This window comes from Pseudoclavibacter sp. Marseille-Q434 (assembly GCF_050315415.1).
In the GTDB taxonomy this organism is placed as follows: Bacteria; Actinomycetota; Actinomycetes; order Actinomycetales; family Microbacteriaceae; genus Pseudoclavibacter.
Genome location: NZ_JBNPQH010000006.1, coordinates 1 through 25,454 on the forward strand (window position 1 = coordinate 1; position 25,454 = coordinate 25,454).

Here is a 25,454-nt window from a genome sequence, read left to right on the forward strand (position 1 = left end):
CCAACTTGCCAGGCTAGCTCACGTCGCTCGCTCTGACCAGACGGGAACGTGCGGCGTCCCGAACTCTCGCCGGAATCCGCGACCGAGCGGGTCCGGATACGTCCTCGCGCTCCGATCCCCCAACCGGGTCAGTCGACGTCGTTGGCGGCCAGTTCTTCCTCGATGCGCGCGTCACGTCGAGCGCGGCGCCGCTCAAGCGGGCCTTCGACCACCGTGTAGAGCGCGGGGAGCACGAGGAGCGTCAGGACGGTTGAGGAGAGGAGTCCTCCGATGACGACGAGGGCGAGGGGCTGCGAGATGAACCCGCCGTGGCCGGTGATGCCCAACGCCATGGGCGTGAGGGCGAGCATCGTCGCGAGGGCGGTCATGACGATGGGACGGACTCGGCGGGCGCCGCCGGCGAGGATCGCGTCGCGAACGGCGAGTCCTCGCTCCCTGAACTGGTTGACGAGGTCGATGAGCACGATGGCGTTCGTGACGACCACGCCGATGAGCATGAGCACGCCGATGAGCGAGGCGACGCCGAGGGGAACCCCGCTCGCGAGCTGCAGCAGGATGGCTCCGGTCGCGGCGAAGGGTACCGAGACGAGGAGCAGCAGCGGCTGCAGGAGGCTCTTGAACGTCGCGACCATGACGATGTAGACGATGAGGATGGCGGCGAGCAGTGCGAGCCCGAGCTGCTGGAAGGCGGCGGCCTGGTCTGAGCTGACGCCGCCGAGCACAGCCGTCGCGCCTTCTGGGAGTGTCAGCGAGTCGAGCTGCTCGGTGATGAGTGCGTTTGCGGAGCTCAGGTTGTCGTCGGTCGGGACGACGGTGACGGAGGCGAGGGGCACGCCTCGCTCTGACGAGATGGAGACTGGTCCGTCGACGATCTCGACCGTCGCGAGCGTGGTGAGCGGGACGGGCCCGAGCGCGGTTGGGATGCTCGTGGCGCGAAGCGCATCGATGTTGGCGGGCGGTTCCGCCCCGAGCAGCACGACCTGCACGCTGGCGCCGTCGACGGTGAGGGAGCCGACGGGGGTGGGCTGGAGCTGCTGGGCGACGATGCCGCCGATGGCGGTCTGGCTGAGCCCGTACTGGGCGGCCGTCGCCTGGTCGATATCCATCTGCACGAAGGGGCGGGTCTCGTCGAGGTCGCTCGTGACTTCTCCGAGTTCTTCGACTCCGGTGAGGGTGGCGACGACCTGGTCGCTCGCCTCGCGGAGCGTCTCCGCGTCTGGAGCCGTGAGGTCGACGCTGATGGCGCTGGAGAAGCCGGCGCTTCCGCCGCCGCCGACGGAGATCTCGCCAGCTTCTTCGGGGAGGGCGTCGAGTTCTTCGCGCAGTTCGGCCTGGATCGCGTCGGAGTCGGCGTCTGTCGATGTGGTCACGGAGAAGCTGGCGCGTGAGGCGCCGCCGCCGGTGAAGAGCGAGGCCGCGCCGCCTCCGCCGATCGTGAGCTGCACGGTCTCGACACCTGGCTTGGCTCGCAGGATGTCCTCCACCTGCGAGGCGGCTTCCCCGGAGGCGGCGAGCGTGAGGTTGGGTTCGAGAGCCTGCGTCACCGTGAAGCTGTTGCTGCCGGTGTTGCCGAGGAAGTTGGTCTTCATGAGCGGAGCGAGGGCGCCCGTGAGGATGAGGATGAGGACGGCCGCGCCGAGGGTGATGAAGGGTCGGCGGAGGGTCCATCCCAGCACCGGCTCGTAGCCGCGCTGCAGCCAGCTCGATTCTTCGTGCGCGGTCGCGAGCTCGGAGTCGGGGCCGTGCTCTGCACGACCTGCGACGCCCGCTCCCTGTTCTGCCTGGCGGCGGCGGGCTCGGCGCGGGTGGAGCTCTTCGTCGTCACTCCGCAGACCGAGGGGTGCGAACCTCCCGGCGTCACGCTGCGCGCGTTCGCGGCGCGGGCGCACTCGAACGGCCTCGACGGGGCCGTCGCTGCTCGCCGTCTCCGTCTTCGTCTCCGAGCCTTGGACGGCGACGACGTCCGTGGCGGGTGCGGATTCGCTCGCGAGCACGTGCTCACGTTCTCTGCTCGGCTCCGAAGGCGTCGACGCGTCACCGGTCTCGGCGCCGTTGTCGGCGCCGTTGCCGTTGCCCGACCAGGTTTCCGCCGTGCCGACGCGGGCGCGACGCTTGCGGTGCCGCCCGCCGAGCATCCAGTAGGCGAGCACGGGCACGATGGTGAGGGAGACGAGCAGCGACGCCAACAGGGCGATGACGCTCGTGAGCGCGAACGGGCGGAAGAGCTCTCCGGAGATGTCGCCGACGAACGCGATGGGGAGGTAGACGGCGACGGTGGCGATCGTCGCGCTGGTGACGGCGGTGGCCACCTCGCGGACCGCTTCGGAGATCACTCGCACGCGTTCGCTGCCCCGCAGGCTGGCGCCGGGGTGCATCGCCATGTGCCGCTTGATGTTCTCGATGACCACGATCGAGTCGTCGACGACTCGACCGATCGCGATGGTGAGCGCCCCGAGCGTGAGGATGTTGAGGGAGTACTCGGCGGCTTGCAGGCCGATGAAGGTGACGAGCAGCGAGGTCGGGATGGAGATCGCGGTCACGAGCGTCGCGCGGAACGACAGCAGGAACACGAAGATGACGATGACGGCGAAGACGAGCCCCAGGAGTCCTTCGACGACGAGCGTGTCGATCGACTGCTGGATGAACGGGGCCTGGTCGAACACGATCTGCAGGGTCGCGCCCCCGCCGATGGACGCCTGGAGCGCGGGCAGCGCATCCCGAACCGCCTGGGAGACCTCGACGGTGTTGGCGTTCGCGAGCTTCGTGACGGAGACCGTGAGGGCGTCTTCGCCGTTGACGCGGGAGATGGAGCTGGCGGGCTCCGGTCCGAGCTCGAGCGTGGCGACGTCGCTGAGGGTGGTCGTGGCGGGGTTCGCGCCGCTGAGCGGAAGGGCGGCGATGGCGTCGACGTTGTCCAGCAGCGTCCCGGCCTGCACGGTGAGGGCGTCGTCGCCCTCGGTGATCTGGCCGATGGGGATGAGCGTGCCGGCGGCGTCGAGCGTGTCGCGGATGCTCTGGATGCTGGCGCCAGCTCCCGCGAGCGCCGCCTGGTCTGGGGTGATCTCGATGCGAGAGACCGGTGCGCCGCTGACCGCCGCTTCGCGCACCCCGTCGAGTTCGGTGAGACCGGGCACGGTCGAGCTCTCGAGGCTCGCGGCCAGCTCTTCAGCATTTGTGCCGCCGGTGGCCGCGATCTGGATGACCGGGAAGTCATCGATCGATCCGCTGAGCACGGTCGTCTCGGTGCCCTCGGGGAGTTGGCTCTCGATGCGGTTGAGGGCCTGCTGGATGCGCTGCTCTGCGTAGACCGTGTCGGTGCCGTACTCGAATTCGACCGTCACCGACGAGAGGTTCGCGCTGGAGGTGACCTGGGTCGAGGAGAGCCCCTGGAGCCCCTGGAGCGACGTCTCGACGAGGCGGGATACGTCCTCGTCGACGATCTCGGGCGAGGCGCCCGGGTAGCTCGTGACGACCGAGACGATAGGCAGGGAGACCGACGGAATCAGTTCCTGCTTGAGCGAGGTCATCGACAGGCCACCGAAGAGGAGCACGGAGAGCGTCACAAGGGCGATCAGCGCGCGGTTTCTCAAGCTCATCTCAGCGAGTTTGTGCACCCGGTCAGTCTTGCACGCACCTCCGACAGTCTCCGGAACCCCGCTGAGCGCCTCCCGAATCCGTGGTCAGGAACTCATTCGAGGGTTCTCTGAGCGCAACGGCCCAGCTCAGCTCACCCCGAGCGCCAGCACGAGGCTGAGAACAGGCAGCGGCAGCGCGAAGAGCAGACCAGCGGTGAGGTTGAGCAGCAGATACCGTCTGAGGATCGCGGCGAATTCGCGCAGGATCGCGCTCGGCCAGTAGTAGCGGGCGACGGGCGCCTGCACGGCCTGCGCATCGATGCCGAGCTCGCGCGCCAGCATCGCCGCTCGCATGGCGTGATAGTTGCTGGTGGCGATGATGCCGGGGCCCGTGACGCCCTCGCGCTCGAGGATTGCCTTCGTGAACCGCAGATTCTCCTCGGTGTTGACCGACTCCTCCTCGCTCAGGATGCGAGGGCTGGCCACGCCGACTGCGACCTCCCGGCTCCCGAGGTCACCGCCCGCGTTCGCTGGGTCGAGCGCCCACTCGCGCATGGCACGACCCTCGGCCAGCGCCTCGTCGCTGCCCTGCCCGCCGGACATGACGACGACCGCAGCCCCGACACGGTGCGCCGCATCCAGGCCCGTCCGGATGCGAGACGCGAGCAAGGGCGGCACGCGGCGTCCGCCGGACAGCCCGGAGCCGAGCACGATCACCCACGTGCCGGCCGCGCCGCGCACCAGCCGAGCGTAGAGCCACGAGTAGCCGAGGAACAGCACGAAAGCCGCCCCGAGATAGGCGGCGCCGAGGGCGACGAAGAGGGCCACCGCGAAGAAGGTCCGGTCGTCGATCAGCACGGCGGCGAAGGGGAGCGCGGCCAGGGCCGCGAGGACGACGGCGAGCACCAGCGAGAGCAGGTTGCCGAGCGAGCGCCCCTCGCGCCGGAGCATGCGCGCCCCGTTCAGCAGCAGGGTGACGATGAGCACGAGCAGCAGGAGCGGGGAGAGGATGAGCGGCAGCCCCGTGACCGCGCCGACGAGCCCAGCGAAACCGCTGCTCAGGCCGGAGAGCGCTGAGGTCACTGCGATGACGGCGGCAACGAGCCAGACGCCGTTGCTCAACCTGCGCGGCTCCTCGCGCGTCCGCCGCACGGCGATGACGGCCACGAGCGCGGCCAGCCCGAAGAGGATGAGCGTGGAGAGCAGCGCGATGCCCGTGATGCCCAGAATCTCCATGATGCGCGTCGCCTTCCGTTCCCCACCGCCGAGCGACGGCGGAACGGGCTCAGTATGGCCTACGCGCTCGGGGCCGCGACCACCCGCCCGCATGTCGCGATATAACGCGAATGCTCAGAATCGCGATATAACGTGACTGTCGGTTGCCGGACTCACCACCGGAACGCATCCAGAACACCCTCCCGAGGAGCAGCCATGGCCATTGAACAGTGGATCGTAGACGGGCCCCGCGTCATCGACGTGCAGACCGTCCGCAGCGTTCGCGCGAGACTCGCAGGCGGCGCCATCAGCGTGCTCGCGCACGACGAGCCGAGTACCCGCATCGAGGTGTCCGCCATCACCGGCCGTGACCTCAAGATCGCCATCGATGGAGACCAGCTCCTCATCGACCACCCCCAGCTGTCGTGGACCGACGTGCAGACCTCCGCCAAGACGATCTGGAACCAGCCGACCGTCGTCGTGAGCGTGCTCGTCCCAGCAGGTGTCGACGTCGACATCCTCGGCGTGAGCTCAGAGGTGCTGGTCGCAGGCATCGACGGACGCATCGACGTCAACACCGTCGGCGGCGAGCAGTTCCTCGACGCCACCCAAGGCGAGCTGCACCTCAACTCCATCGGCGGCGAGATCAGCGTCCGCGGCCACGCTGGCAAGGCCGTGGTGAAGACGGCATCAGGCGACGTCACCGCGACAGGCCCCATCGTGAGCTTCGACGGCAGCACAGTCTCAGGAGCAACGATCGTCGACGTCACATCCGGATCCCCCACCCTCGTCGCCAACAGGTCGGTCAGCGGGGCAACGACCGTGCGACTCCCGAGCGGAACGCACCCCAGCTACCAGGTCTCGACCGTCGGCTCCTCCGTGCAGCTCGACGGCCTGCACCTCGAACCGCTCAGAGGAACCACCTACCGCTCGGAGCCCGTCGAGGGCGAGGTCACCGACGTGCGCATCAGCACCGTCACCGGCCGCGTCTCCGTCATGCTCTCCGCGCGCACCCCGCGGGCAGGCGACACACCGGCCGACTTCGATGAGCGCATCGACGCCCGCATCGCGCCCGCGACCGAGGATGACCACGCCAGCACGCCCGCAGCAGGCACCGCGAAGCCCGACACCGCGGGCGCCGATGCCGAACCGGGGGGCAACATCGAGGTCGACGCCAGCGCCGACGCTGACACCGACACCGCATCAGACGCCACGAAGCCAGGAGGCACCGCATGACCCCGCCAGTCTTCGCCCACGGACACCTCCGCCTCTATCTGCTGAGCCTCCTCGAGGACCAGCCACGCCACGGCTACGAGCTCATCCAGGCACTCTCCGAGCGCTTCGACGGCACCTACTCGCCGAGCGCCGGCACCATCTACCCGCGCCTCGCGAAGCTCGAAGAGGAAGGCCTCGTGACGAAGCACAACGACGGCCGCAAGAGCGTCTATCGCATCACGGAAGCGGGGCGACGCGAGCTCGACTCGAGACGCGATGAGCTCGCCGCCATCGAGCAGGACGTCGACTCCTCCGTCCGCCGCCTCGCCGCTGACGTCCGGCATGGCCTCGCCAGCGCGCGCGAAGAGCTCCGCGCCGAGTTCGCGCGCCTCGCCCAGGAACTCGGGCCGGACGCACGTTCGGGCTTCGAGAAGGCGGCAAGTGCGGGAGCAGCAGGAGCTGCGTCAGCTCGCGGGTTCTTCGCCGGCGCGGCAAAAGGCTGGAACGAGCCCCGCGACGCCCCGTTCTCCACCCCGGGCAAGACAGCTCCGGGATCCTCAGCGCCTGGATTCGCCGACGGCACGACGGCGCCCGGCGAGCCTCGCCCGCAGGACCCGCCACAGGCTCCGCCGACGCCCGAGGCCCCGGGTGCGCCGGGTGCACCGAGCTCGGGGCACCGCACGCACGGCAGGTTCGACACCTGGGCATCGGCGACCAGCTCGCACGTCTGGAACGACGACAGCGGCAGCGGCAGCGACAGCGACAGCCACAGCAACAGCAACAGCGGCACGAGCGAGGCTCCGAAAACCGGAACCACGAGTTCCGCGAGCAACCCGCGGCGTGACGCCGGTCGTGAGCAGCTCGAGGCCATGTCCCAGGCGGACCTCGTGCTCAACAAGTTCAGGCACGAGCTTCGACAGGAGCTCCGCGCCGCGCAGAGCGCGCAGCACCTCTCACCCGGGATCGTGACGTTCCTCGACCAGGAGCTGGAACGAGTCCGCGAGCGCATCTCTCACGCTCTCGGGACTCGCGACGAGAAGGACGCGCCCGGCACCTGAATCACGGTATCGGAGGGCCGCTTCCCATGACGGGAGGCGGCCCTTCGGTGTCCGCGGCGACCCCGGCGACCGTTGCGACCCGCGCCCGACCGCACGGAGAATTGCGCCCTCCCCCGTCCAACTTCGGTGACGAAACGCGGGTTCTGGCACGATTCGGCGCCGGACGCCGCCGTCTGTCACCGAAGCTGGCCAGCGGGCGGGACCCTCGGAAGCGGGCTGGCGCCACCCTCGCCCTGGGAGTACGGTTGCCGCGTGCGAACGCCAGCCCGCCTCCTCCTCGCCGTGTTCCTCGGCGGAGCCCTCGGCACGCTCGCCCGGGTGTGGCTCGGCTCGGTCGTCTCAACCGCGACGATGCCGCAGGGCACGGCGGACCTCGTCGAGCTGTCAGCCGGAAGCATGCACGTCCTCGATTCGGACATCCTGGCGGCCCTGATCGCCAACCTCGCGGGGTCGCTGGCTCTCGGCATCGTGGCGGGTGCCCATTGGCCTGCGCAGCGCGCCGGGTGGCGTGCGGCGCTCGGCCCTGGCTTCTGCGGAGGCTTCACGACATTCTCGCTCATCGCGCTTGCGCTGGCACTCGTCTTCTCCACGTCCGCGTGGGCAATCGCCGCGTTTGTGCTCGGCACGCTCGGCGGGGTCCTCGCGATCGTCCTCGGCCGCGCTCTCGGGCGCCGCATCTCTCCGCCGCCGGCGGGAGGTGGAGCGCGCTGATGGACGTCCTCTTCATCCTCGCGGTTGCCATCGCCGGCGGTGTCGGCGCCTGTGTCCGCTACGTCGCCGTCGAAGGGTGGCCGCGGGTCCCGGCCCACCACACAGGTGCCGCGGTGGCCGGTTCTCCCACGGCGGCTGACGCTCGGCTCCCCCGCCGCGTGGCACCAGAGTGGCGCCTCATGATCGTGAACGTGATCGCATCGTTGATCGCCGGGTTGGCGGCGGGACTGCTGCCGCTCCCGACCGTCGCCTCGATGGTCGTCATCTCGGGCTTCTGCGGCGGGATGAGCTCCTGGAGCTCAGTGATGCTCGACGCGGCGAACGCGCTCAGCGCGAGGAAGCTCGGCAAGACCGCGATCATCGTGGTCGTCCAGATGCTCTGGGGCGTGTTCGCGGCCCTGATCGGCGTGACGGTCGGTCAGCTGCTCGGCGCCAACCTTGGACTTGGCCTGCTCACCTGGTAGCGACACCACCGGTGGCAGGGCACCGCGGGTCATCCTCGCGGATGACGCGCATCCCGGAAAGCCCTCCTGCAGGAGGGGGCGGATGAGCCCCCAGATGGTCGAGTCGCGGCCACCTGTGCGGGCACCTTGGAACCATGACTTCTCACCCAGGCTTCCAGACACCAGCGGCGCCGCGTCCTGGCGCTCAAACCTCCACCGCTGCCGGCGCCCATCACCCCGGCGCCGTCCTCGCGGCGCACTCGCTCACGAAGACCTACGGCGCGACGGTCGCGCTCGCCGGCGTGAGCCTCGCAGTCCGGGCGGGCGAGGCGCTCGCGATCATGGGCGCTTCCGGCTCCGGGAAGACGACGCTGCTGCACAGCCTGGCGGGCATCATCACCCCCGACTCCGGCAGCATCCAGCTGCACGCTGAGGGTGGCAGCCGTGAGATGACGGACATGTCGGAGGCGAAGCGCACCGACCTGCGCCGCACCGAGTTCGGCTTCGTGTTCCAGGAGGGGATGCTCCTCCCGGAGCTCACGGCGCTCGAGAACGTCGCCCTCGCGGCCATGCTGTGCGGCGTCGAGCGCAAGCGCGCCGAGCACGCCGCCGGCGAGTGGCTCGCGGCCATGGGCCTCCGCGGCATGGAGGCGCGTCGCATCGGCGAGCTGTCCGGCGGCCAGGCGCAGCGCGTCGCAATCGCCCGCGCCCAGGTCACGGGCGCCCGCATCGTGTTCGCCGACGAACCGACGGGTGCCCTCGATTCGGCAACGAGCTCCGACGTCATGACGGCGCTGCTGGCCGCGACCTCCCGCGCCGGTCGGAGCCTGGTCGTCGTCACGCACGATCCCGAGGTCGCGGCCCGCTGCGACCGCACCGTGCGGATGCGCGACGGCCGCGTCCTCGACGACTCGGCGGCCCGCGCATGAGCGCCGCGCGAGGGGCGAGCTTCCCGGGGCCCACCGGCGACACGCTCCCGTCCGCGGGCGCCACGCCGACCGCCAGCTCGACGGTCGCTCAGGGCCCGCGCATCCCGGGTCCCGCGCCTCGCGGAACCGGACGCATCCCGGCGCTCACGCTCCTGCGGATGCTCACCCGGCCCGACACCGTCGGCGTCGCTGCGGTCGCCCTCCCCGCCGTGGCGTTCGCCGTCGTGACGGCCCTCACGCTGATCGTCGTCGGCGGCACCATCATGCTCTTCAACCCGCCGGCCGGCATGCAGTCGCACGGCTTCTTCGCCGTCTTCGCGCTGACCCTGCTGGCCGTGCCGCTGCTGACGCTCGGCGTCGCCGCCGCGCGCCTCTCCGCGAGGCGACGCGACGACCGGCTCGCGACGCTGAGACTGCTCGGCGCGTCCACGACCGTCGTGACGATGCTCGCCGTGGCCGAGGCGACACTCATCGCCGTCGTGGGCATCCTGGCCGGGACGGCGCTCTACGCGGCGCTGCTTCCCGTCGTCGGGTTGCTGCACTTCTACGGCGGGGCCGTCGGGGCCGCGTCCCTGTGGGTCGGGTTCCCGATCCTCGCCGCGACCGCCGCGGGCATCGCGGTGCTTGCCGCGGCGAGCTCCTTCGCCGGACTCGCCGCCGTGCGCGTCACGCCCCTGGGCGTGCGCAAGCGCGACAAGGCACCGCGGGTGAAGTGGCTCGCACTCGCTGGCGGCGTCGTCGCCCTGCTCGTCGCGCTCGGCCTCGTCAGCTTGGCCCAGGGATTCGTCTCGGCGCTCGGCATCGTCGGCATCGTCCTCGCCCTGGTCGTGCCGTTCGCGATCGGGATGCTCGCCATCAACCTCGCAGGCGGACCGCTCGTCGGGCTGATCGGTCGGCAGATGGCGAAGCGCGCGAAGACGCCGGCTCGCCTCATCGCGGGGCGCCGCCTCGCGGAGGCGCCCGGCGTGGCCTGGCGAAGCGTGTCCGGTATCGCGATGATCGCGTTCGTCGCCGTCATAAGCGGCAGCGGACTCGCGTTGCTGGACATGGTGGGCGGCACCGAGGGGGTCTCGGCGGAGGACCTCACGCTCATGACCGACCTCCGGACTGGGGTCTTCCTGACGCTGTTCATCGCCTTCCTCATGCTGGCGTGCACCGTGGGTGTCTCGCAGGCCGCCGCGATCCTCGATGAGCGCAGGCTGCTCATCTCCCTGGACCGCACGGGCATGCCGCGCACGGTCTTCGAGAAGGCGCAACGGGCGCAGGTCTGGGCGCCCCTGCTGCTCGCCGCACTCGGCGGGGCGGGCGCCGCGGTCGCCCTGGTGCTGCCGATCGTCGGCGCCTCCCTGCTCGTGGCGCCACTCGCGATGCTCACGATGGCGCTGTGCTTCGCGCTCGGGTTCGGCGCCGTCTGGCTGGCCCTGCTCGGCACTCGCCCCGTCGTCACGTCGGTGCTCGCCTCGCCGCACCGCGGTTAGCGCTGGGACGCGGGGCGCCGGGCAGGCCCTACTTGACGTCGGCTGGGGTCTCGCCGAGGCGGTCGAACACGCCCTCGGCGAGGCGTTCAGCGTCGAGCCGGGCTGCGACGGGGTTGCGGCGGTTCGTGCCGTAGCCGAGGAGCGCCACACGGTTGTCGCGGCGGCTCCATCCGTCGCGTAGCCGGGCCATCCCTCCCTGCTCGCGCAGCTGCAGGGGCGCGAGGTGCCGCATCGTGGGGCGGCTGCCCGTCGCCCAGATGATCGCGTCCGCCTCGAAGCGGTCGCCGCTCGCGAGTGTGACGCCGTCCGGCTGGATGCTCGCGAGCGGCCCCCGAGACACGAGCAGCCCGCGGCGGATCGCGGCGAGCGTCCCCCTCGAGAGGGGGATGCCGCGGACGCTCACCTCGCTCGGGAGGCGCTCCCCGCGCTCGACGAAGCGCACGAACTCCGCCTCGTGGCGCGCATCCATGTCGCGCTGCCGCGAGTCGGTGCGGGACGGCAGCGTGAGGCGCGGGAGCTCGTGGAAGTCGGGCTCACGTCGGGTCGACCATGCGGTCGCCGCCGCGATCGGCTCGAGCTCGCGCAGGATCGTGACAGCTGAACGGCCGCCACCGACGACCATGACGCGCTTGCCCGCGAATCCGGCCAGCGACTCGATGTGGGCGGATGGCAGCTGCTCGCCCGCGAATTCCAATGCCCCCGGATACCAGGGCACGAACGGCGACGACCAGTCGCCCGTGGCGTTGATGACGTATCGCGTCGTGATGGTCCGGGGCGGACGATCACGCACCTGGATGTGCACCGTCAGATGCGGGGAGCGACGCATCGCCTCGACCCTCAGCACGCGCACGGGCCGCGCCACGAACAGGTCGTAGGCATCCTCGTAGCGGCGCATGAGCGGCGGCATGATGTCGCGGACGATGGCCTCCGGATCCTGGTCGCTCAGTCGGATACCCAGCTCGGACAACCCGGGAGGCCCCGTGAGGAGCGGCGTGTGACCGACCGTCTGGAAATCCCAGCCGCGCCCCCACGACCCGCCGGGCTGGGGCTCTGCATCGAAGACAACGAAATCCCGCAGCGGACGCAGACCCATCTCGGCGAGCGTCGCGGCGACGGTCACACCTGGCACGCCCGCGCCGATGACGACGAGGTCGATGTCGGTCTTCACGCTGTGCACGTCCGGCTTCCTGTCGAGGCGCTGGGGGCGCACCTGTGCGGTCACTCGGACGGTCGACGAGCTTCCGTCCGGTAGGGGTCAGTCTAGAGACGCGGGGTGACGTGGCCGGGTCGGCGCACCGAAGATTAGCTCGGCCGCCGTGGTAATGTGAGCGTCAGATTTTCGTTACCGACGTGCGACCGGGTGGCCATTCCTGCCCGGCCCGATTTATAAGGGGGTTACGCATGGGGCGTGGCCGTCAAAAGGCGAAGCACACCAAGGTCGCCCGTGAGCTCAAGTACTCCGTACATGAGACGAACTATGACGCGCTGGCACGTGAACTGTCCGGTGGCTCCTCGAGCTATCCGGCGACGCAGCCAGTCACTGAAGAACCAGCCGACGACATCCTCTCGAAGTGGTCCGAGTACCTCGACGATGATGATGCCGACGAAGACGACGACGCGAGCGGCTACGAGCAGAAGCGCGCGTAGGCGTCTGCGAACGGCTCCCCCGAGCCGCGCAGTTGCCGTCTGCCTCTGAGCCGAACTCGAAATCCGCAGTGATCGAACTCCAGCCGCCGAGCTTTCCCGCCGCCATCGCTGTGGCGGTCATCCTCATCGTCGGCAACCTCGTGAGCATGCTCACGGTTCGCTGGGGTGCGGATGGTCGACTCGATCGCTGGGGGTATGCGGGTTTGCGGACGGCGGCGACCCGTTCCTCGGATGAGGCTTGGCGCGCCGGGCACGAAGCGGCGCTTCGACCCGCGAATACGGGAGCTGGGGCAGGCATCGTGTTCGCGGTGGTATCCGTGCTCTCCGCCGGAACAGTCGCGCCGTACCTTGTATCGCTCGCTCTCGCAGTCGTGGCGACGCTGGCGGGCGTCATCTCGAGTCTGGTGATCGCTCATCGGGCGGCGAAGGGCGTCGCGGGCCTGTAGGCGGGGTTCAGCAGCAGCGTCCCTGCGGGTTCCTGTCCTGCTCGTCGGTGCGCTCCCTCCAGAACGCGCGCTCGCCCATCGGCTCGACGCCCGGATGCGCGCGGCGCTGGTGCGCGACGTACACCTCGTAGGCGTTGTCGCCCATCATCGACGTCACGTACCAGCGGATGGCTCGCAGGACGCGCCCGACTGTGTCCACAGCCAGGCGCATCCCAGAGGTCGGAGTGCTCGTCACGTCAGTGCCTCACGATGTCGGGGCGCTTTTCGGCGGGGACCGCGTCCCATTCGCGCTGCAGCTCGCGCTCCGGCTTGGTCGGCAGGAACCCCGCTGGGGCGTACAGCCGCGACGGCGTCACCGGGTCCTCCGTGCTCTGGCCGAGGTCGCCCCGCATCGCGCGGAAGGTGCGGACGAGCGCGGCGACGATGACGATGATCGACAGCGTCACGAACAGGATCGACAGGGAACCCTGCACGGTGGTGTTGCGCACGACCGCTTCCATGGCCTCGACGGTCTTCGCGTTGCCGAAGCTCGTCTCGCCAGCCGCGAGCGCATCCCGGAAGGCCGCGTTCTGCGCCCAGTACCCGACGGCGGGGACCGGCGAGAAGATCTTGAACGCCGACGCCGTGATCGTGACGACCGCGACGAACGCAAGCGGGAGCGCGACGATCCACATCCACTTGAAGAGGCCCTTCTTGGCGACGATCGTGAGGCAGATCGCCAGCGCGATGGCGGCGAGCAGCTGATTCGCGATACCGAACAGCGGGAAGAGCGTATTGATGCCACCCAAGGGGTCGGTGACGCCCATGATGAGGATCGCGCCCCAGCCCGCCACCATGACAGCGGTGGCGATCCAGGCGCCCAACCTCCAGTCGGGGTCGCGGAACTTCGGCACGAAGTTGCCGATCGCATCCTGCAGCATGAATCGGGCGACTCGGGTGCCGGCGTCAACAGCGGTGAGGATGAAGAGCGCCTCGAACATGATCGCGAAGTGGTACCAGAAGCTCATCATGCCGACGCCCCCGATGAACTGCTGCATGATCTGCGCGAGCCCCACGGCGAGGGTCGGCGCGCCGCCCGTGCGGGACACGATGCTCTCCTCGCCGACGTTCGACGCCATCGTCGAGAGGGCATCCGGCGACAGGTTGACGCCAGTCAGACCCAGAGAGTTGACGAACGCGACGGCACCCTCGATGGTGCCTCCCGTCGCGGCCGCCGATGAGTTCATGGCGAAGTAGATGCCCCGGTCGATGGAGAGCGCCGCGACGAGCGCCATGATGGCGACGAACGACTCCATGAGCATGCCGCCGTAGCCGATGAAGCGGGTCTGCTTCTCTTTCTCGACGAGCTTCGGGGTGGTTCCGGATGCGATGAGCGCGTGGAACCCGGAGAGGGCGCCGCACGCGATCGTCACGAAGAGGAACGGGAAGAGCGAGCCCGAGAAGACCGGACCGTCGACGCGGCTCGCGAACTCGCTGAACGCCGGCACCTCGATCTCGGGGCGCACGACGACGATCGCGCCGGCGAGCATGACGATGACGCCGATCTTCATGAACGTCGACAGGTAGTCGCGAGGTGCGAGCAGGAGCCAGACGGGGAGGACGGCGGCGACGAAGCCGTAGATGATGATGCCCCAGGCGATGGTCGTGCGGTCGAGCGTGAAGAGCTGCGTGCCCCACTCGGTGTCGGCGATCCAGCCGCCGGCGACGATCGCGAACATGAGCAGCACGAAGCCGATGATGGAGATCTCGGTGATCTTGCCCGGGCGCAGGTAGCGCAGGTAGAGCCCCATGAAGAGGGCGATCGGGATGGTCATGGAGACGCTGAAGACACCCCACGGGCTCTCGCCGAGCGCGTTGACGACCACGAGCGCGAGGATCGCGACGATGATGATCATGATGACGAGCGTCGCGATCTGCGCCGCGATGCCGCCGATTACGCCGAGCTCGTCGCGGGCCATCTGCCCGAGCGAGCGACCTCCGCGGCGGGTCGAGAAGAACAGGATGAGGTAGTCCTGCACGGCACCCGCGAGGACGACGCCGACGATGATCCACACCGTGCCGGGCAGGTACCCCATCTGCGCTGCCAGCACCGGCCCGACCAGAGGACCTGCGCCGGCGATCGCCGCGAAGTGGTGGCCGTACAGCACGCGACGGTCGGTCGGCACGAAGTCCTTGCCGTTCGCCTTGTACTCGGCAGGTGTCGCGCGGCGGTCGTCAGGGCGTGTGAGCTTGCGCTCGATGAGCTTCGAGTAGAAGCGGTAGGCGATGAGGTAGGTGCAGACGGCGGCGAACACGAACCAGATGGCGTTGACCGTCTCGCCGCGGACGATCGCGAGCATCGTCCAGGCCAGACCGCCCAAGAGCCCGATGCCGACCCACAGGGCGACCTTCGCCGGCGTCCACCTCGGCTTCTCGGCGTCTGGATCGAGATCCTCCACCGCTACAGGTGGCAGTTCAGGGTCGCGGAGTGCTGCTCCGCTGTTCTTCGCGTCGTGGCTCACAGGTCGCTCCTCGTCGAGTGGCTGTCGTGGAGTCCACGATGGACCATGCCACCGACACTCGCCACCTCCGGAAGGAGGGAGTGACCGGATCGAGACCCGGGCGCACGACGGACTCGGTCAGACCCCGTCGCGGAGGTTGCGCGCGAAGCTCGCCGCGCGCGTCCGCAGGTTCTCCGTGCGCTGCTCGCGCGCCGCATCCCGGTCATAGCCGATGTACGCGGACGGAGGCAGGCGGCGCACGTTCGCCGAGCACTCGAACGCAGCGCACACGAGCGTCCCGACGGTGTCGCCGCGCCGGCCCGCGTCCCCCGTGCGCTTCGCGCTGTAGAAGACGACGTCGTTGGGCAGCGTCACGTCCTCGCACCACGAGCACATCGCCCGACGCGTCGGCAGCTTGCGCGCCCGCTCGAACACGATCCCCACGAGCTCGCCGTCGACGGGGACCACCGCGTAGGCGCGACGCCCCAACTTCGGGTCCGTCCAGCCAAGGTAGTCGCGACGCCCCCAGTCGATATCGTGGAAACCGGGCGGCAGGGTCACGTCGCTGACCTCCTTGCGCGAGGCGTTCACGAACGCATCCCGAATCTGGGCCTCGGTGAGCTGCTGCATCCGACGAGCGTACCGAGCCGAACGGTCAGAGGCCGTCAGCAAACTCCGCGAGCGCCTTCGCCAGGGGATCCGGGGCGCCGATGGCGACATAGTGGCCGCCGGGCACGACGACCGCCTCGACCCCGGCACGGTCGCGCGCATGCTGCTTCGCGAACTCGATCGGGAAGAACAGGTCGTCCTCGGCGGCGATGAACCCCGTCGACGTCTCCCGCCCCAATCCGGGCCACGGAGCGTCCATCCACGACCCCGTCTCCTCCCGCACGTGCGCCTTCGCATCGACGACCAGGTCGTCTGGGACCAGGTTGTAGAACACGAGCTCGTCCTCGGAATCGACACCGAGCGCGCTGTGGCCCGTGGCATCCCACCACTCCTGCATCGTCTCCCCCGGCTTCGGGATCATGCCGGCGACGTACACGAGCCCGTCGGCGTCCAGGCGCTCCGCCACGAGCGCCGCCGTGAAGCCGCCAAGCGAGTGGCCGACGATGACCAGCTGCTCGCCCTGCCCGTCACCGTCGGAGCTGTCGCCCCTCGCCTCGTCGAGCTGCGCGGACACCGAATCGGCGTAGTCGACGAGCGACAGGCCCGGCTCCTCAACCGGCAGGTCGACCGCGATGGCGCGGTGCCCCGCCTCCTCGAGCTTCGGCACGACAAGGTGCCAGTCCCAGCTCGACGATCCTCCACCGTGGATGAGCACAAACGTCGCCATGGTGTTCCCCGTTCCCGCATCGGTTGTCTGTGAACGGATGCACATGCATCCGACTGCCAAGCCTGGGGGCCGAGCCTGGACTTTCGCCCGACTCGGCACCTGGCCGGCGATCTCGGCGTCTCAGGACTCGGGCTGACGAACTCACTTCGTGCTGGGAAACTTCCCGTAGCGAAGCGAGGTTTCCATCCCGAGACTTCGGCGACGGCCGAGGGGACTCAGCTCGCGACGAGTGGACGCTCGCTGCGGTCGGCGGCGACGAGAGCCGTCGCGAGCACGTGGATGCCGACGGCGATGTCGTCTGCCTCCGTGAACTCCTCGGGAACGTGGCTGCGCCCGCCGACGGATGGCACGAAGATCATGCCCATCGGTCCGAGGTGGGCGAGGTGCGCGGCGTCGTGGCCTGCACCGGAGGGCACCGCCTCCCACGTGTAGCCGAGCGCGTCGGCTGCGTCACCGAGGAGGCGCTGCACGTCGGGGTCTGCCGCGACCGGATCCTGGTCGTTGAGCCACTCGATGGCGGTCTCGACGCCGCGCAGCGCGGCACCCGCCGCGATGTCCTCGGCGACGCGACGCTTCGCGCCGTGCAGCCACGACGCATCCACGCTGCGCATCTCCGCCCAGATGCGCGCCTCGTCTGGAACGATGTTGAAAGATCCGGGCGACGACTCGATGCGGCCGGTCGTCGACACTCCGTGGATGGGGGCGCCGCACGCTTCTCGCTCGATCGTGAGGATCGCCTCGGCGGCCGCGATGAGCGCGTCCTGCCTGCCCTGCATGGGCATGGTGCCCGCGTGGTCGGCGCGGCCGGAGAAGGCGGCCATGAGCCGCTCGATGCCGGCGATCGCCGTGACGACGCCGATCTGTTTGCCGCTGCGCTCGAGCTGCGGGCCCTGCTCGATGTGCAGTTCGAGGTAGGCGTGCAGCGAACCGGGCGCCCAGGCCTGGCCGAGCGCGCCGCCGGTGTCGAGGCCGAAGCCCGTCATGGCGTCGCCGAGCCGCAGCGCCGAGTCGCCGTTGGTGCGCTCGAGGTGCTCTGGCAGCAGGAGTCCGGCGATCGACCGCGACCCGATGCAGGAGACGCCGAACGAGTTCGCCTCCTCGCCGAGGAAGTCGACGACGTACAGGTCGCGCGAGAGCGTGATGCCCTCCTCGCGGAGCCGCCTCGCGACCTCGATGCCGCCGAGCACGCCGACGATGCCGTCGTAGCGTCCGCCCGCGTGCACAGTGTCGGTGTGCGACCCGGTCATGAGGGGCTTGAGCGCCGAGTTCGCGCCGCGCAGCACCCCGACGACGTTGCCTGCCGGGTCGATGTGCGCCTCGAGGCCCGCCGCGCGCATCCGGTCTCGCACCCACTCGCGCCCCGCGCGGTACGCGTCGGAGAACACGCGGCGCGAGAAGCCCGGCTCGGCGCTCTCGACGAGCCCGGCGAGCTCGGTCAGATCGGCGAGGACCCGCTGCCGGTCGGGCCGGAGACTGGACGGGTCAACGGCGCCGAGCAGCGCATCCGCGGTGTCAGCTGACATAACCGACCGTCCCGCCGACGAGGCCCGAGTCGCGGTACTTCAGGAAGTCCATGCCCATGATCTGCTCGATCTCCGCGAGCCCGGTCTCGTCGATGACCGACGACGACACGGGCAGCGCAGATGCGGGCACCGAGACGAGCACGACCTCCTCGCCCTCGTAGGCGTCCTTGACCGCGACGGCCTCGCCGAGCTTGGCGTCGAGGATGATGATCGTGTCCGGGTAGGTCGCGATGCGCTCACCGCCGGACTCGATGGCCATGTACTCGTTGAGGTACGGCACCGTGAAGTCGCCGATGCGGAACGTGCCGTGGTCCCAGCCGCCGTGCGTCTCGGTCGGCACCTCGAAGCCGAGCGGGCCGCGCGACACGACCGTGCCGCCGAGGCGCTCGACGACCGCCTGTACGAACGCCTCCTGCTTCCCTGCGCCGCGCTTCCTGAGCGCAGCGGCCATGTCGCGCCCGAGGTCGAGGGCCAGCGAGATGGACCCGTGCGCCGCGTGCTCCTGCACATAGCTCAGCTCGACGGGGTTGCGCGCGGCCGCGATGAAGCCGCCCGTGCGCACCGAGATGTCGCGCAGCACGTCGTCGCACGTGTTGATCGTGCCTGTGTTCACCGAGAGGAAATGCCCGTGGAGGGCGCGGTTGCCGCCCGAGACGACCTGCGTCGCCACGTACCCCTCACGTTCGGCGAGGCCGAGCGAGCCGAGCTTGCCCGTCGGATGCGCTCGCACGTCGCCGGCCACGTCAAGCACCTTCACGCCGAGCACCGACGACTGGATCCACCCGTTGAGGGTCGTCGAGTAGCCGTTCTGGGCGGTCATGACGGCCGCGATGGGCACATCCGTCGCCCTGATGAGCTCCTGCAGCGCGTGCACGTAGTCGACCGGGCGGATCTCCCAGTTCTTCGCCGCCGGGGCGCCGATGGCCGTGACCGTCGCCACCCAGCTGTCCTCCGGCAGCTCGTCGATGCTCGCGAGCACCGGCCGGTTCAGCTCGGTCGCCATGCGGCCCATGAGCTCGCCGTGGTGCTTCCACCCGCCGCCGCCGCACGCGAGCACACCGCCCCCGAGCACTCCGTGGATGGCGTCTTCCTGGGTGAGTTCACGCACGAGCGTTCCCTTCGGGGTCGGTGTCAGAGCTGGCTGGGAGTGCTTGTGGTCCCGGGGCTGATGCAGCTGGCCCAGCGGATGCGCCGCGCGCGGCCAGCCCGAGGGCCGCGATGGGCGCATCCCCCGTCTCGCCTCCGCGCGCGATGGCGACGGTCGCCTCCTCGTAGCCGGCGGCCGCGTGGCGGATGACGCCGAGGCCCGTGTCGAGGTCGAGCGCGAGGCGCAGGCGCTCGAGGGTCTCCGGCTTGCCGTCGGCGACGATCGAGACGCCGGCCGACTGCATCCACCCCGTGTAGCCGCCGCCGCCGGAGTGGATGGCGACGAGGTCGGCACCGGCCGTCGAGAGCAGCATGGCGTCGAGGAGCGGCCAGTCGGTGACCCCGTCGGAGCCGTCCCGCATGCCCTCGGTGCCGATGCGCGGATGCGTCATGCCGGCCGAGTCGAGGTGGTCGCGGCTGAAGAGCACGGGAGCCGAGAGGCGTCCGTCGGCGACGAGCTCGTTCGCGGCCTGCGCGAGGCGCGAGCGTTCGCCGTGGCCGAGCCAGCACGATCGGGCCGGCAGCCCCTGCTGGGGCACGTGCACGCCCGCGAGCGCCAGCCACTCGGCGATCTCGGGCCGCTCGGGGAAGAGCGACGAGGCGAGCGCATCCATCGTGAGCTGGTCGTCGACGTCGCCGGACAGGCACACCCAACGGAACGGGCCTATACCCCGCGCGAAGAGCGGCCGCAGGTAGGCCTCCATGAAGCCGGGGATGCGGTTGACCCGGTCGGCCTCCCCCTCCCCCAGGTGCTCGAGCGCCTTGACACGCAGGTTGTTGCCGTTCTCGAAGGCGACCGAGCCGCGTTCCTGCAGCGTGAGCATGGCCTCGACCTGCTGGGCCATGGATGCTCGGGCCAGCGCCTCGACGCGCTCCGGCTCCGTCTCGCGGGCAGTGATCCACGCGTCGAGCGTGTACTCCAGGGGCACGTAGCCGTAGCGCGCGTCGTGCGCGGCGGTCTGGTCGGTGACGATGTCCGGCGTGACGCCTCGGGATGCGAGCTCGGTGAACACGGCCGCCGCGTTGGCGTGCAGCGCGACCGCGGCCGGGATCCCCTCGGCGCGCGCCGCCTCGATCAGCGCGAGCGCGTCGTCGAGGGTCGGCGCTTGCACGTCGATGCCGCCGACCGCGAGCGCGCGGTCGATCTTCACCTGGTCGATCTCGACCGTGAGCGAGGAGAGGCCGAGGATGCGCGCCGAGATCGGCTGGGCCGACCCCATCCCGCCGAGGCCAGCGGTGAGCATCCACCTGCCCTCCGCCCGCGCGTCGTAGTGCTGGACGAGCACCTCGCGCAGCAGCTCGTACGTGCCCTGCAGCACGCCCTGGCGGCCGATGTACTGCCACGCGGCGGCGGTCAGGCCGCCCCAGATGGTCTGGCCGGCGCGGTACCGCTCGTAGAAGCGGTCGCTGGTCGCCCAGTTGCCGACGGTGTTGTTGACGGCGGACAGCACCATGGGAGAGTCGCGCTTCGTCGACATGACGCCGACTGCGGCGCCCGTCTGCAGGATGAGCGTCTCGGCCTCGTCGAGCTCGAGCAGCGAGGTGACGATGCGGCAGGCCTCGTCCCAGTTGCGGGCGGCCTTCCCGAGCGAGGCGTAGACGATGAGTTCCGCCGCGTTCTCGCCGACCTCGAGCACGTTCTCGAACATGCGAAGCAGGCCCTCGGCCCGCCAGTTCCTGGCCCGCAGCTTCGTGCCGCGCTGCGCCGTGATGGGCTGGGTGCCGCGGGCGAGGATGGGACTGGCGAGGGGCGCGGATGCCGGCGGCGGCGTCTCGCCGTCCGTGGGAGTCTCGCCGCCCGCGCGGGTCTGGCTGTTCGCGGGGGTCGCGGCTGATTCAGGCACTCTGATCGCTCCAGACTTCGAGGTCGACGTTCGATGGCAGTTTCGCGGCGAGCTCTGCAGCTCCCTGCTTGAGGAGCGCGATGCGCTCATCCAGTGCCCCAGTCTGCCGCTCGTCACCGACAAGCGACAGTGAGCACAGCACGCGGCCGCCCGCGAAGACGGGAACGCCGATGCCGACCATGCCCGGGGTGATCTGCCCGTAGGAGACGGCGTGCCCCTCGGCGCGCACCTGGCGCAGGTACGGCTCGATCATCTCGGGGCTCATGGTCGCGGTCGTGTACGCGCGCAGACCGCCGGAAAGCAGCTCGCGCACCACCTTCTTCGGCGCGTACGCCAGCAGCGGCAGCGCCGTGGCGCCCGCGTAGAGGCTGCGCACCTTGCCGCGTCCGAACGGGATGCGATGCTGCGGATGCGCGTAGGACACCTCGAGGCACACGGCGGTGATGTGCACCCGCACGGCGAGAATCGCGGTCATGCCGGTGAGCTCGCGGAGGCGGCGGAGGACGGGGGCCGCGTAGCGCACGAGGTGCGGCGAGGCGTCGTCGCTCTCCGCGAGACGGCTCGACGGCATGAGGTAGCCGTCGATCTCGATCGCGAAGCCCGCATCCCGAAGCACTGTCACGTAGCGGTAGACGGTCGAGAGGGGCATCCCGAGCTCGCTGCTGATCTCGGAGATCTTCAGGCGCCCGCGCCCCTGAATGAGCTGCAGGATCTCGAGGCCACGGTGCAGCGACTTGTACGCCGCTCCACCGGTGCCGCTGCCACCGCCGGATGCGGCCGCTCCCCCGGAGATGGGCCGCCCGTTCGGGTCCGCCTTCGGTCGCAGGTCGCTCATGATCAGACCAGGACCTCTCCCCGGCCAGCGGCCGCGAGCAGCCCCGCCGCGTCGGAGTAGACCAGCTCACCGCGGGAGAACGTGTGCGTCACGCTGCCGCCCGGCGACATGCCCTCGTATGGCGTCCAGCCAGCGTTCGACAGCATCCGGTCGAGCTCGATGGATGCGTCGCCAGGCGTGAACACGACGATGTCGGCGTCCTTGCCCACCTCGAGCGAGCCCTTGCGCACGTCGAGGCCGTACCGGCGCGCTGGCGAGATCGTGAGCGCATCCACCGCCTGCGACAGCAGCGCCTCGGACGCGTCGCGGCGGAGCGCCCCGCCGAGCGTCGCCGCGACGAGCGTCTGCACGCCGGGAGCACCCGAGCTGTTGTCGAGCATCACCTCGTGCTCCTTCAGCTCGCGGGACCACGGCGCGTGGTCGGAGCTGACGACGCTCACGGCGCCACGGCCGATGCGGTCCCACAGGCCCTCACGTGCGGTCGCATCGCGCAGCGGAGGGTTGATCTTGAGGTGCCCGCGCTGCGTCTCGAGATCGTCCTGGGTGAAGGTCAGGTAGTGCGGGCACGTCTCGAGCGTGACGTCAGCGCCCTGCGAGCGGTACCACTCGACGAGGTCGACGCTGCGCGGCAGCGACAGGTGGCAGACGTGCAGGCGCGCGCCCGTGTTGGCCGCCACCTCGAGCGCCGTCAGCACCCCGAGCGTCTCCGAGACGGGCGGCCGCGACCGCGAGTGCGACTGCGGGTCGGTGCTGCCCGCCGCCCGCTCCTCCCGGAGCAGCGACTGGATGATCTCGTTGTTCTCGGCGTGCGTGCAGAGGGTGCGGCCCGCGTCCCGCACGGCGGCCATGACGCTCAGCAGCTCGCGGTCGTCGATGCGCGGGAAGCGCGTCTCGTGCGTGTGGAAGAGAGAGACCTTGAAGCCGACGGCCCCAGCCTCGGCGAGATCTCCAGCCGCACGCCACCCGCCACCGGGTGCGAGGGTGCCGAGCAGCGCGACGTCGATGTGCGCCTCGTCGTTCGCGAGATCCTGCTTCGCGCGCAGCTTGTCGATGCTGTTGATGGGGCCGGTGCCGTCGTACGGCATCTCCACGATCGTCGTCACGCCACCCGCGGCCGCCGCCCTCGTCGACGCGGCGATGCCCTCGCCGCCGTGCGAGAGGGAGTGCACGTGCGCATCCACCACTCCGGGCAGCACGTAGGAATCGCCGACGTCGACCAGCCTGGCTCCTGCGGGAGCCGCGGCGCGGGACGCACCGGTGTGCACCGCGACGATCCGAGGCCCCGCAGCCCACACCTCGCCCGGTCCCCAGACGCCGCGGGCATCCCGGATCCTCCCGCGCACGATGAGGGTCGCGACGAGGTCTTCCTGCGGCTGCGCTCCTGGCTCCATGCACACAGAATAAGAACGCAACAGTGGTTTCGGCTACTGCGTTCTTAGATCACGGGACGAAGTGCGGATGCAGCTGCCGCATGCCGGCCAGCTGGCTGCAGACCTGGGGCTTCAGCAGGCCACCCCAGCACGGAGCCAGCGCAACCCCCACGTCTGCACGCCGGGCCGATTCCAGCATCCCCAAACCTGGGGCTTCAGCAGGCACGAGCAGCGCCGAGCATGCGCACCCCCAACGTCTGTGCCTGAGCTCGGCGCGGTCAGCGCACGCAGCTCAGGTCAGCGGATGCGGTGGTGGTCGAAGACGATGCTCGTGCGAGTGGATGCGACGGCCGGGTGCGTCGACAGGTGCGCCACCACGAACTCCCGCACGTCATTCGAATCACGCACTGCGACGTGCACGATGAAGTCCTCCGAGCCGCCGAGGAAGAAGATCTGCACGACCTCGGGCAGCGCCCGCATCTCCTCCGCGAAATGCGCGAGCTCCTGCCGCTTCCCCGACCGGATGTTGACGCTGATGAGCGCCTGCAGCGCGAGGCCGAGCTGCGGCAGGCCCACATCCGCCGTGAACCTCGTGATCACGCCGCGGGCGACCAGCGAGCGCACGCGCGCGATGCACGTCGACTGCGCGATGCCGACGGCGTTCGCGAGCTGCGTGTTCGACTGCCGGGAGTCGGCCTGCAGCAGCTCGACGAGCCTGCGGTCGATGTCGTCGAGCGCCCCTGCATCCGCACCCCGAAGTTCCTTCGGCGTTCCAGCCATGCGCATCCCCTTCGATGACAGATTTCTACCAATACTGGCCCAAGGGCCGCGGTTCCTGCGGCTCTCAACCCGTTCGAAACACTTTCTGCGCATGATTTCCGAAGAACAGCACCGAATCAGCACGAACACAACGAGGTCATCATGCGCATCGGGATCCCTGCAGAGATCAAGAACAACGAGAACCGCGTCGCCATCACGCCCGCCGGAGTGCACGAGCTCGTGCGGCACGGCCACGAGGTGCTCATCGAGGCGGGCGCAGGGCTCGGCTCCGCCATCACCGACGAGGCCTACGAGGCCGCCGGTGCGAGCATCCTCGCCACCGCCGACGAGGTGTGGGCGCGCGCAGAGCTGCTCCTCAAGGTCAAGGAGCCCATCGCCTCCGAGTACCGGCACATGCGGCCAGACCTCGTGCTCTTCACCTACCTGCACCTCGCCGCCGACCGGGCGCAGGCAGAGGCGCTCGTCGGCGCGGGCACCACCGCGATCGCCTACGAGACGGTGCAGCTGCCGAACCGCTCGCTGCCGCTGCTCACCCCCATGAGCGAGGTCGCTGGCCGCCTCGCGACGCAGGTCGGCGCGTACCACCTCATGAAGGCCGCCGGCGGGCGCGGCATGCTGCTCGGCGGCGTCCCCGGAACGCCGAAGGCGAAGGTCGTCGTCATCGGCGGCGGCGTCGCCGGCGAGCACGCGGCCGCGAACGCCGTCGGCATGGGCGCCGACGTCACCATCATCGACCTCAACATCCCCCGGCTCCGGGAGCTCGAGGTGCAGTTCCAGGGCAAGATCCAGACGCGTGCCTCATCGGCGTACGAGATCGCGGCGCAGCTCGCCGAGGCCGACCTCGTCGTCGGCTCCGTCCTCATCCCGGGGGCCGCCGCACCGAAGCTCGTGACCGACGAGATGGTTGCGGGCATGAAGCACGGATCGGTGCTCGTCGACATCGCCATCGACCAGGGCGGATGCTTCGAGGGGTCGCACCCGACGACCCACGACGACCCCACGTTCCCGGTGCACAACTCGATCTACTACTGCGTCGCGAACATGCCTGGCGCCGTGCCGGAGACCTCGACGCGCGCGCTCACCAACGCGACGCTCCCGTACGTGACCGCCATCGCCGACAAGGGCTGGAAGCGTGCCATGCAGGACAACCCGGCGCTCTCGCTCGGGCTCAACGTGCACGGCGGGCACATCACCAACCGCGGCGTCGCGACGGCGCTCGGCCTCGACTACCGCCCCGTCGACGAGATCCTCGCCGCCGAGTAGCCGCCGCGCACCGCATCCGCGCACCGCATCCGCGCACCCGACCTCAATCGCTGCCAGTCAAATGGCCCCTGAGCCCCGAGCCACCGCGAACGCCGCCAGCCAGGTGGCCCTTCTGGAACATCCAGAAGGGCCACCTGGCTGGCAGTGATCGCGCTGTGGG

The 25,454-nt window shown here is 70.0% G+C and carries 22 protein-coding genes; 9 read left to right on the top strand and 13 right to left on the bottom strand.

All coding sequences use genetic code 11. From position 1 onward, the window contains the following. Nucleotides 1-128: 128 nt before the first annotated feature. Complete coding sequence (locus ACQFZP_RS17315) at nucleotides 129-3,596, bottom strand: efflux RND transporter permease subunit (RefSeq protein ID WP_249312706.1); 3,468 nt, start codon at nucleotides 3,594-3,596, stop codon at nucleotides 129-131. A 126-nt stretch (nucleotides 3,597-3,722) separates the two neighbouring features. Next, nucleotides 3,723-4,811 carry a YdcF family protein gene (locus ACQFZP_RS17320; RefSeq protein WP_211892231.1) on the bottom strand — a complete coding sequence of 363 codons (1,089 nt, stop codon included), beginning with the start codon at nucleotides 4,809-4,811 and terminating at the stop codon, nucleotides 3,723-3,725. 195 nt (nucleotides 4,812-5,006) lie between these two features. Between ACQFZP_RS17320 and ACQFZP_RS17325 the strand changes: the two genes are divergently transcribed. The 6 genes from ACQFZP_RS17325 to ACQFZP_RS17350 all read left to right on the top strand — a co-directional run bounded on the left by ACQFZP_RS17325 (nucleotide 5,007) and on the right by ACQFZP_RS17350 (nucleotide 10,624). Further along, nucleotides 5,007-6,026, top strand: coding sequence for a hypothetical protein (locus tag ACQFZP_RS17325; RefSeq protein ID WP_104310417.1), 1,020 nt, complete (start codon nucleotides 5,007-5,009; stop codon nucleotides 6,024-6,026). Continuing rightward, nucleotides 6,023-7,063: a PadR family transcriptional regulator gene (locus tag ACQFZP_RS17330; RefSeq protein WP_211892232.1), complete on the top strand. Its 1,041-nt coding sequence runs from the start codon at nucleotides 6,023-6,025 to the stop codon at nucleotides 7,061-7,063. The genes ACQFZP_RS17325 and ACQFZP_RS17330 overlap by 4 nt, the downstream gene beginning before the upstream one ends. Before the next feature lie 252 nt (nucleotides 7,064-7,315). Next, nucleotides 7,316-7,774 (top strand): fluoride efflux transporter FluC, encoded by a 459-nt coding sequence (locus ACQFZP_RS17335; RefSeq protein ID WP_211892233.1) that lies wholly within the window; start codon nucleotides 7,316-7,318, stop codon nucleotides 7,772-7,774. Beyond that, nucleotides 7,774-8,238 (top strand): CrcB family protein, encoded by a 465-nt coding sequence (locus ACQFZP_RS17340; RefSeq protein ID WP_211892234.1) that lies wholly within the window; start codon nucleotides 7,774-7,776, stop codon nucleotides 8,236-8,238. The genes ACQFZP_RS17335 and ACQFZP_RS17340 overlap by 1 nt, the downstream gene beginning before the upstream one ends. 134 nt (nucleotides 8,239-8,372) lie before the next feature. Further along, complete coding sequence (locus ACQFZP_RS17345; RefSeq protein ID WP_211892235.1) at nucleotides 8,373-9,146, top strand: ABC transporter ATP-binding protein; 774 nt, start codon at nucleotides 8,373-8,375, stop codon at nucleotides 9,144-9,146. After that, on the top strand, nucleotides 9,143-10,624 hold the full coding sequence (locus tag ACQFZP_RS17350; RefSeq protein ID WP_211892236.1) for a permease: 1,482 nt from the start codon (nucleotides 9,143-9,145) through the stop codon (nucleotides 10,622-10,624). The genes ACQFZP_RS17345 and ACQFZP_RS17350 overlap by 4 nt, the downstream gene beginning before the upstream one ends. Nucleotides 10,625-10,652: 28 nt before the next feature. Here ACQFZP_RS17350 and ACQFZP_RS17355 read toward each other — a convergent pair whose 3' ends face one another. Next, the gene (locus ACQFZP_RS17355; protein ID WP_104310411.1) at nucleotides 10,653-11,846 is read right to left on the bottom strand and encodes a flavin-containing monooxygenase; all 1,194 of its coding nucleotides are present in this window, start codon (nucleotides 11,844-11,846) and stop codon (nucleotides 10,653-10,655) included. A 179-nt stretch (nucleotides 11,847-12,025) separates the two neighbouring features. On the opposite strand from ACQFZP_RS17355, the gene ACQFZP_RS17360 reads away from it, so the two are divergent. Further along, complete coding sequence (locus ACQFZP_RS17360; protein ID WP_104310410.1) at nucleotides 12,026-12,271, top strand: DUF3073 domain-containing protein; 246 nt, start codon at nucleotides 12,026-12,028, stop codon at nucleotides 12,269-12,271. Between the two features lie 68 nt (nucleotides 12,272-12,339). After that, entirely contained in the window at nucleotides 12,340-12,717 is a 378-nt protein-coding gene (locus tag ACQFZP_RS17365; protein WP_104310409.1) for an SdpI family protein, read from the top strand. Between the two features lie 7 nt (nucleotides 12,718-12,724). On the opposite strand, the gene ACQFZP_RS17370 is transcribed toward ACQFZP_RS17365, so the two are convergent. From ACQFZP_RS17370 to ACQFZP_RS17415, 10 genes are all read right to left on the bottom strand, one after another. Beyond that, the gene (locus ACQFZP_RS17370; protein WP_371029087.1) at nucleotides 12,725-12,952 is read right to left on the bottom strand and encodes a YbdD/YjiX family protein; all 228 of its coding nucleotides are present in this window, start codon (nucleotides 12,950-12,952) and stop codon (nucleotides 12,725-12,727) included. A gap of 1 nt (nucleotide 12,953) precedes the next feature. Further along, a complete protein-coding gene (locus tag ACQFZP_RS17375) occupies nucleotides 12,954-15,218 on the bottom strand; it encodes a carbon starvation CstA family protein (RefSeq protein ID WP_211892237.1) in 2,265 nt (754 codons plus the stop codon). A gap of 117 nt (nucleotides 15,219-15,335) precedes the next feature. Beyond that, entirely contained in the window at nucleotides 15,336-15,827 is a 492-nt protein-coding gene (locus tag ACQFZP_RS17380; protein WP_211892238.1) for an FBP domain-containing protein, read from the bottom strand. Nucleotides 15,828-15,852: 25 nt separating this feature from the next. Beyond that, a complete protein-coding gene (locus tag ACQFZP_RS17385; RefSeq protein WP_211892239.1) occupies nucleotides 15,853-16,533 on the bottom strand; it encodes an alpha/beta fold hydrolase in 681 nt (226 codons plus the stop codon). A gap of 215 nt (nucleotides 16,534-16,748) precedes the next feature. Further along, nucleotides 16,749-18,056 carry a M20 family metallo-hydrolase gene (locus ACQFZP_RS17390; protein WP_211892240.1) on the bottom strand — a complete coding sequence of 436 codons (1,308 nt, stop codon included), beginning with the start codon at nucleotides 18,054-18,056 and terminating at the stop codon, nucleotides 16,749-16,751. Continuing rightward, a complete protein-coding gene (locus tag ACQFZP_RS17395; protein WP_211892241.1) occupies nucleotides 18,046-19,164 on the bottom strand; it encodes a DUF917 family protein in 1,119 nt (372 codons plus the stop codon). The genes ACQFZP_RS17390 and ACQFZP_RS17395 overlap by 11 nt, the downstream gene beginning before the upstream one ends. Beyond that, a complete protein-coding gene (locus ACQFZP_RS17400) occupies nucleotides 19,157-21,046 on the bottom strand; it encodes a urocanate hydratase (RefSeq protein WP_211892242.1) in 1,890 nt (629 codons plus the stop codon). Before ACQFZP_RS17400 ends, ACQFZP_RS17395 begins: the two co-directional genes overlap by 8 nt. Continuing rightward, nucleotides 21,039-21,881: an IclR family transcriptional regulator gene (locus tag ACQFZP_RS17405; RefSeq protein WP_104310401.1), complete on the bottom strand. Its 843-nt coding sequence runs from the start codon at nucleotides 21,879-21,881 to the stop codon at nucleotides 21,039-21,041. Before ACQFZP_RS17405 ends, ACQFZP_RS17400 begins: the two co-directional genes overlap by 8 nt. Before the next feature lie 2 nt (nucleotides 21,882-21,883). After that, nucleotides 21,884-23,272: a dihydroorotase gene (locus ACQFZP_RS17410; protein ID WP_211892243.1), complete on the bottom strand. Its 1,389-nt coding sequence runs from the start codon at nucleotides 23,270-23,272 to the stop codon at nucleotides 21,884-21,886. 276 nt (nucleotides 23,273-23,548) lie between these two features. Beyond that, nucleotides 23,549-24,031 carry an Lrp/AsnC family transcriptional regulator gene (locus ACQFZP_RS17415; RefSeq protein WP_104310601.1) on the bottom strand — a complete coding sequence of 161 codons (483 nt, stop codon included), beginning with the start codon at nucleotides 24,029-24,031 and terminating at the stop codon, nucleotides 23,549-23,551. A gap of 141 nt (nucleotides 24,032-24,172) precedes the next feature. On the opposite strand from ACQFZP_RS17415, the gene ald reads away from it, so the two are divergent. Further along, complete coding sequence (gene ald / locus ACQFZP_RS17420) at nucleotides 24,173-25,294, top strand: alanine dehydrogenase (protein WP_211892244.1); 1,122 nt, start codon at nucleotides 24,173-24,175, stop codon at nucleotides 25,292-25,294. The last annotated feature ends 160 nt before the right edge of the window (nucleotides 25,295-25,454 follow it).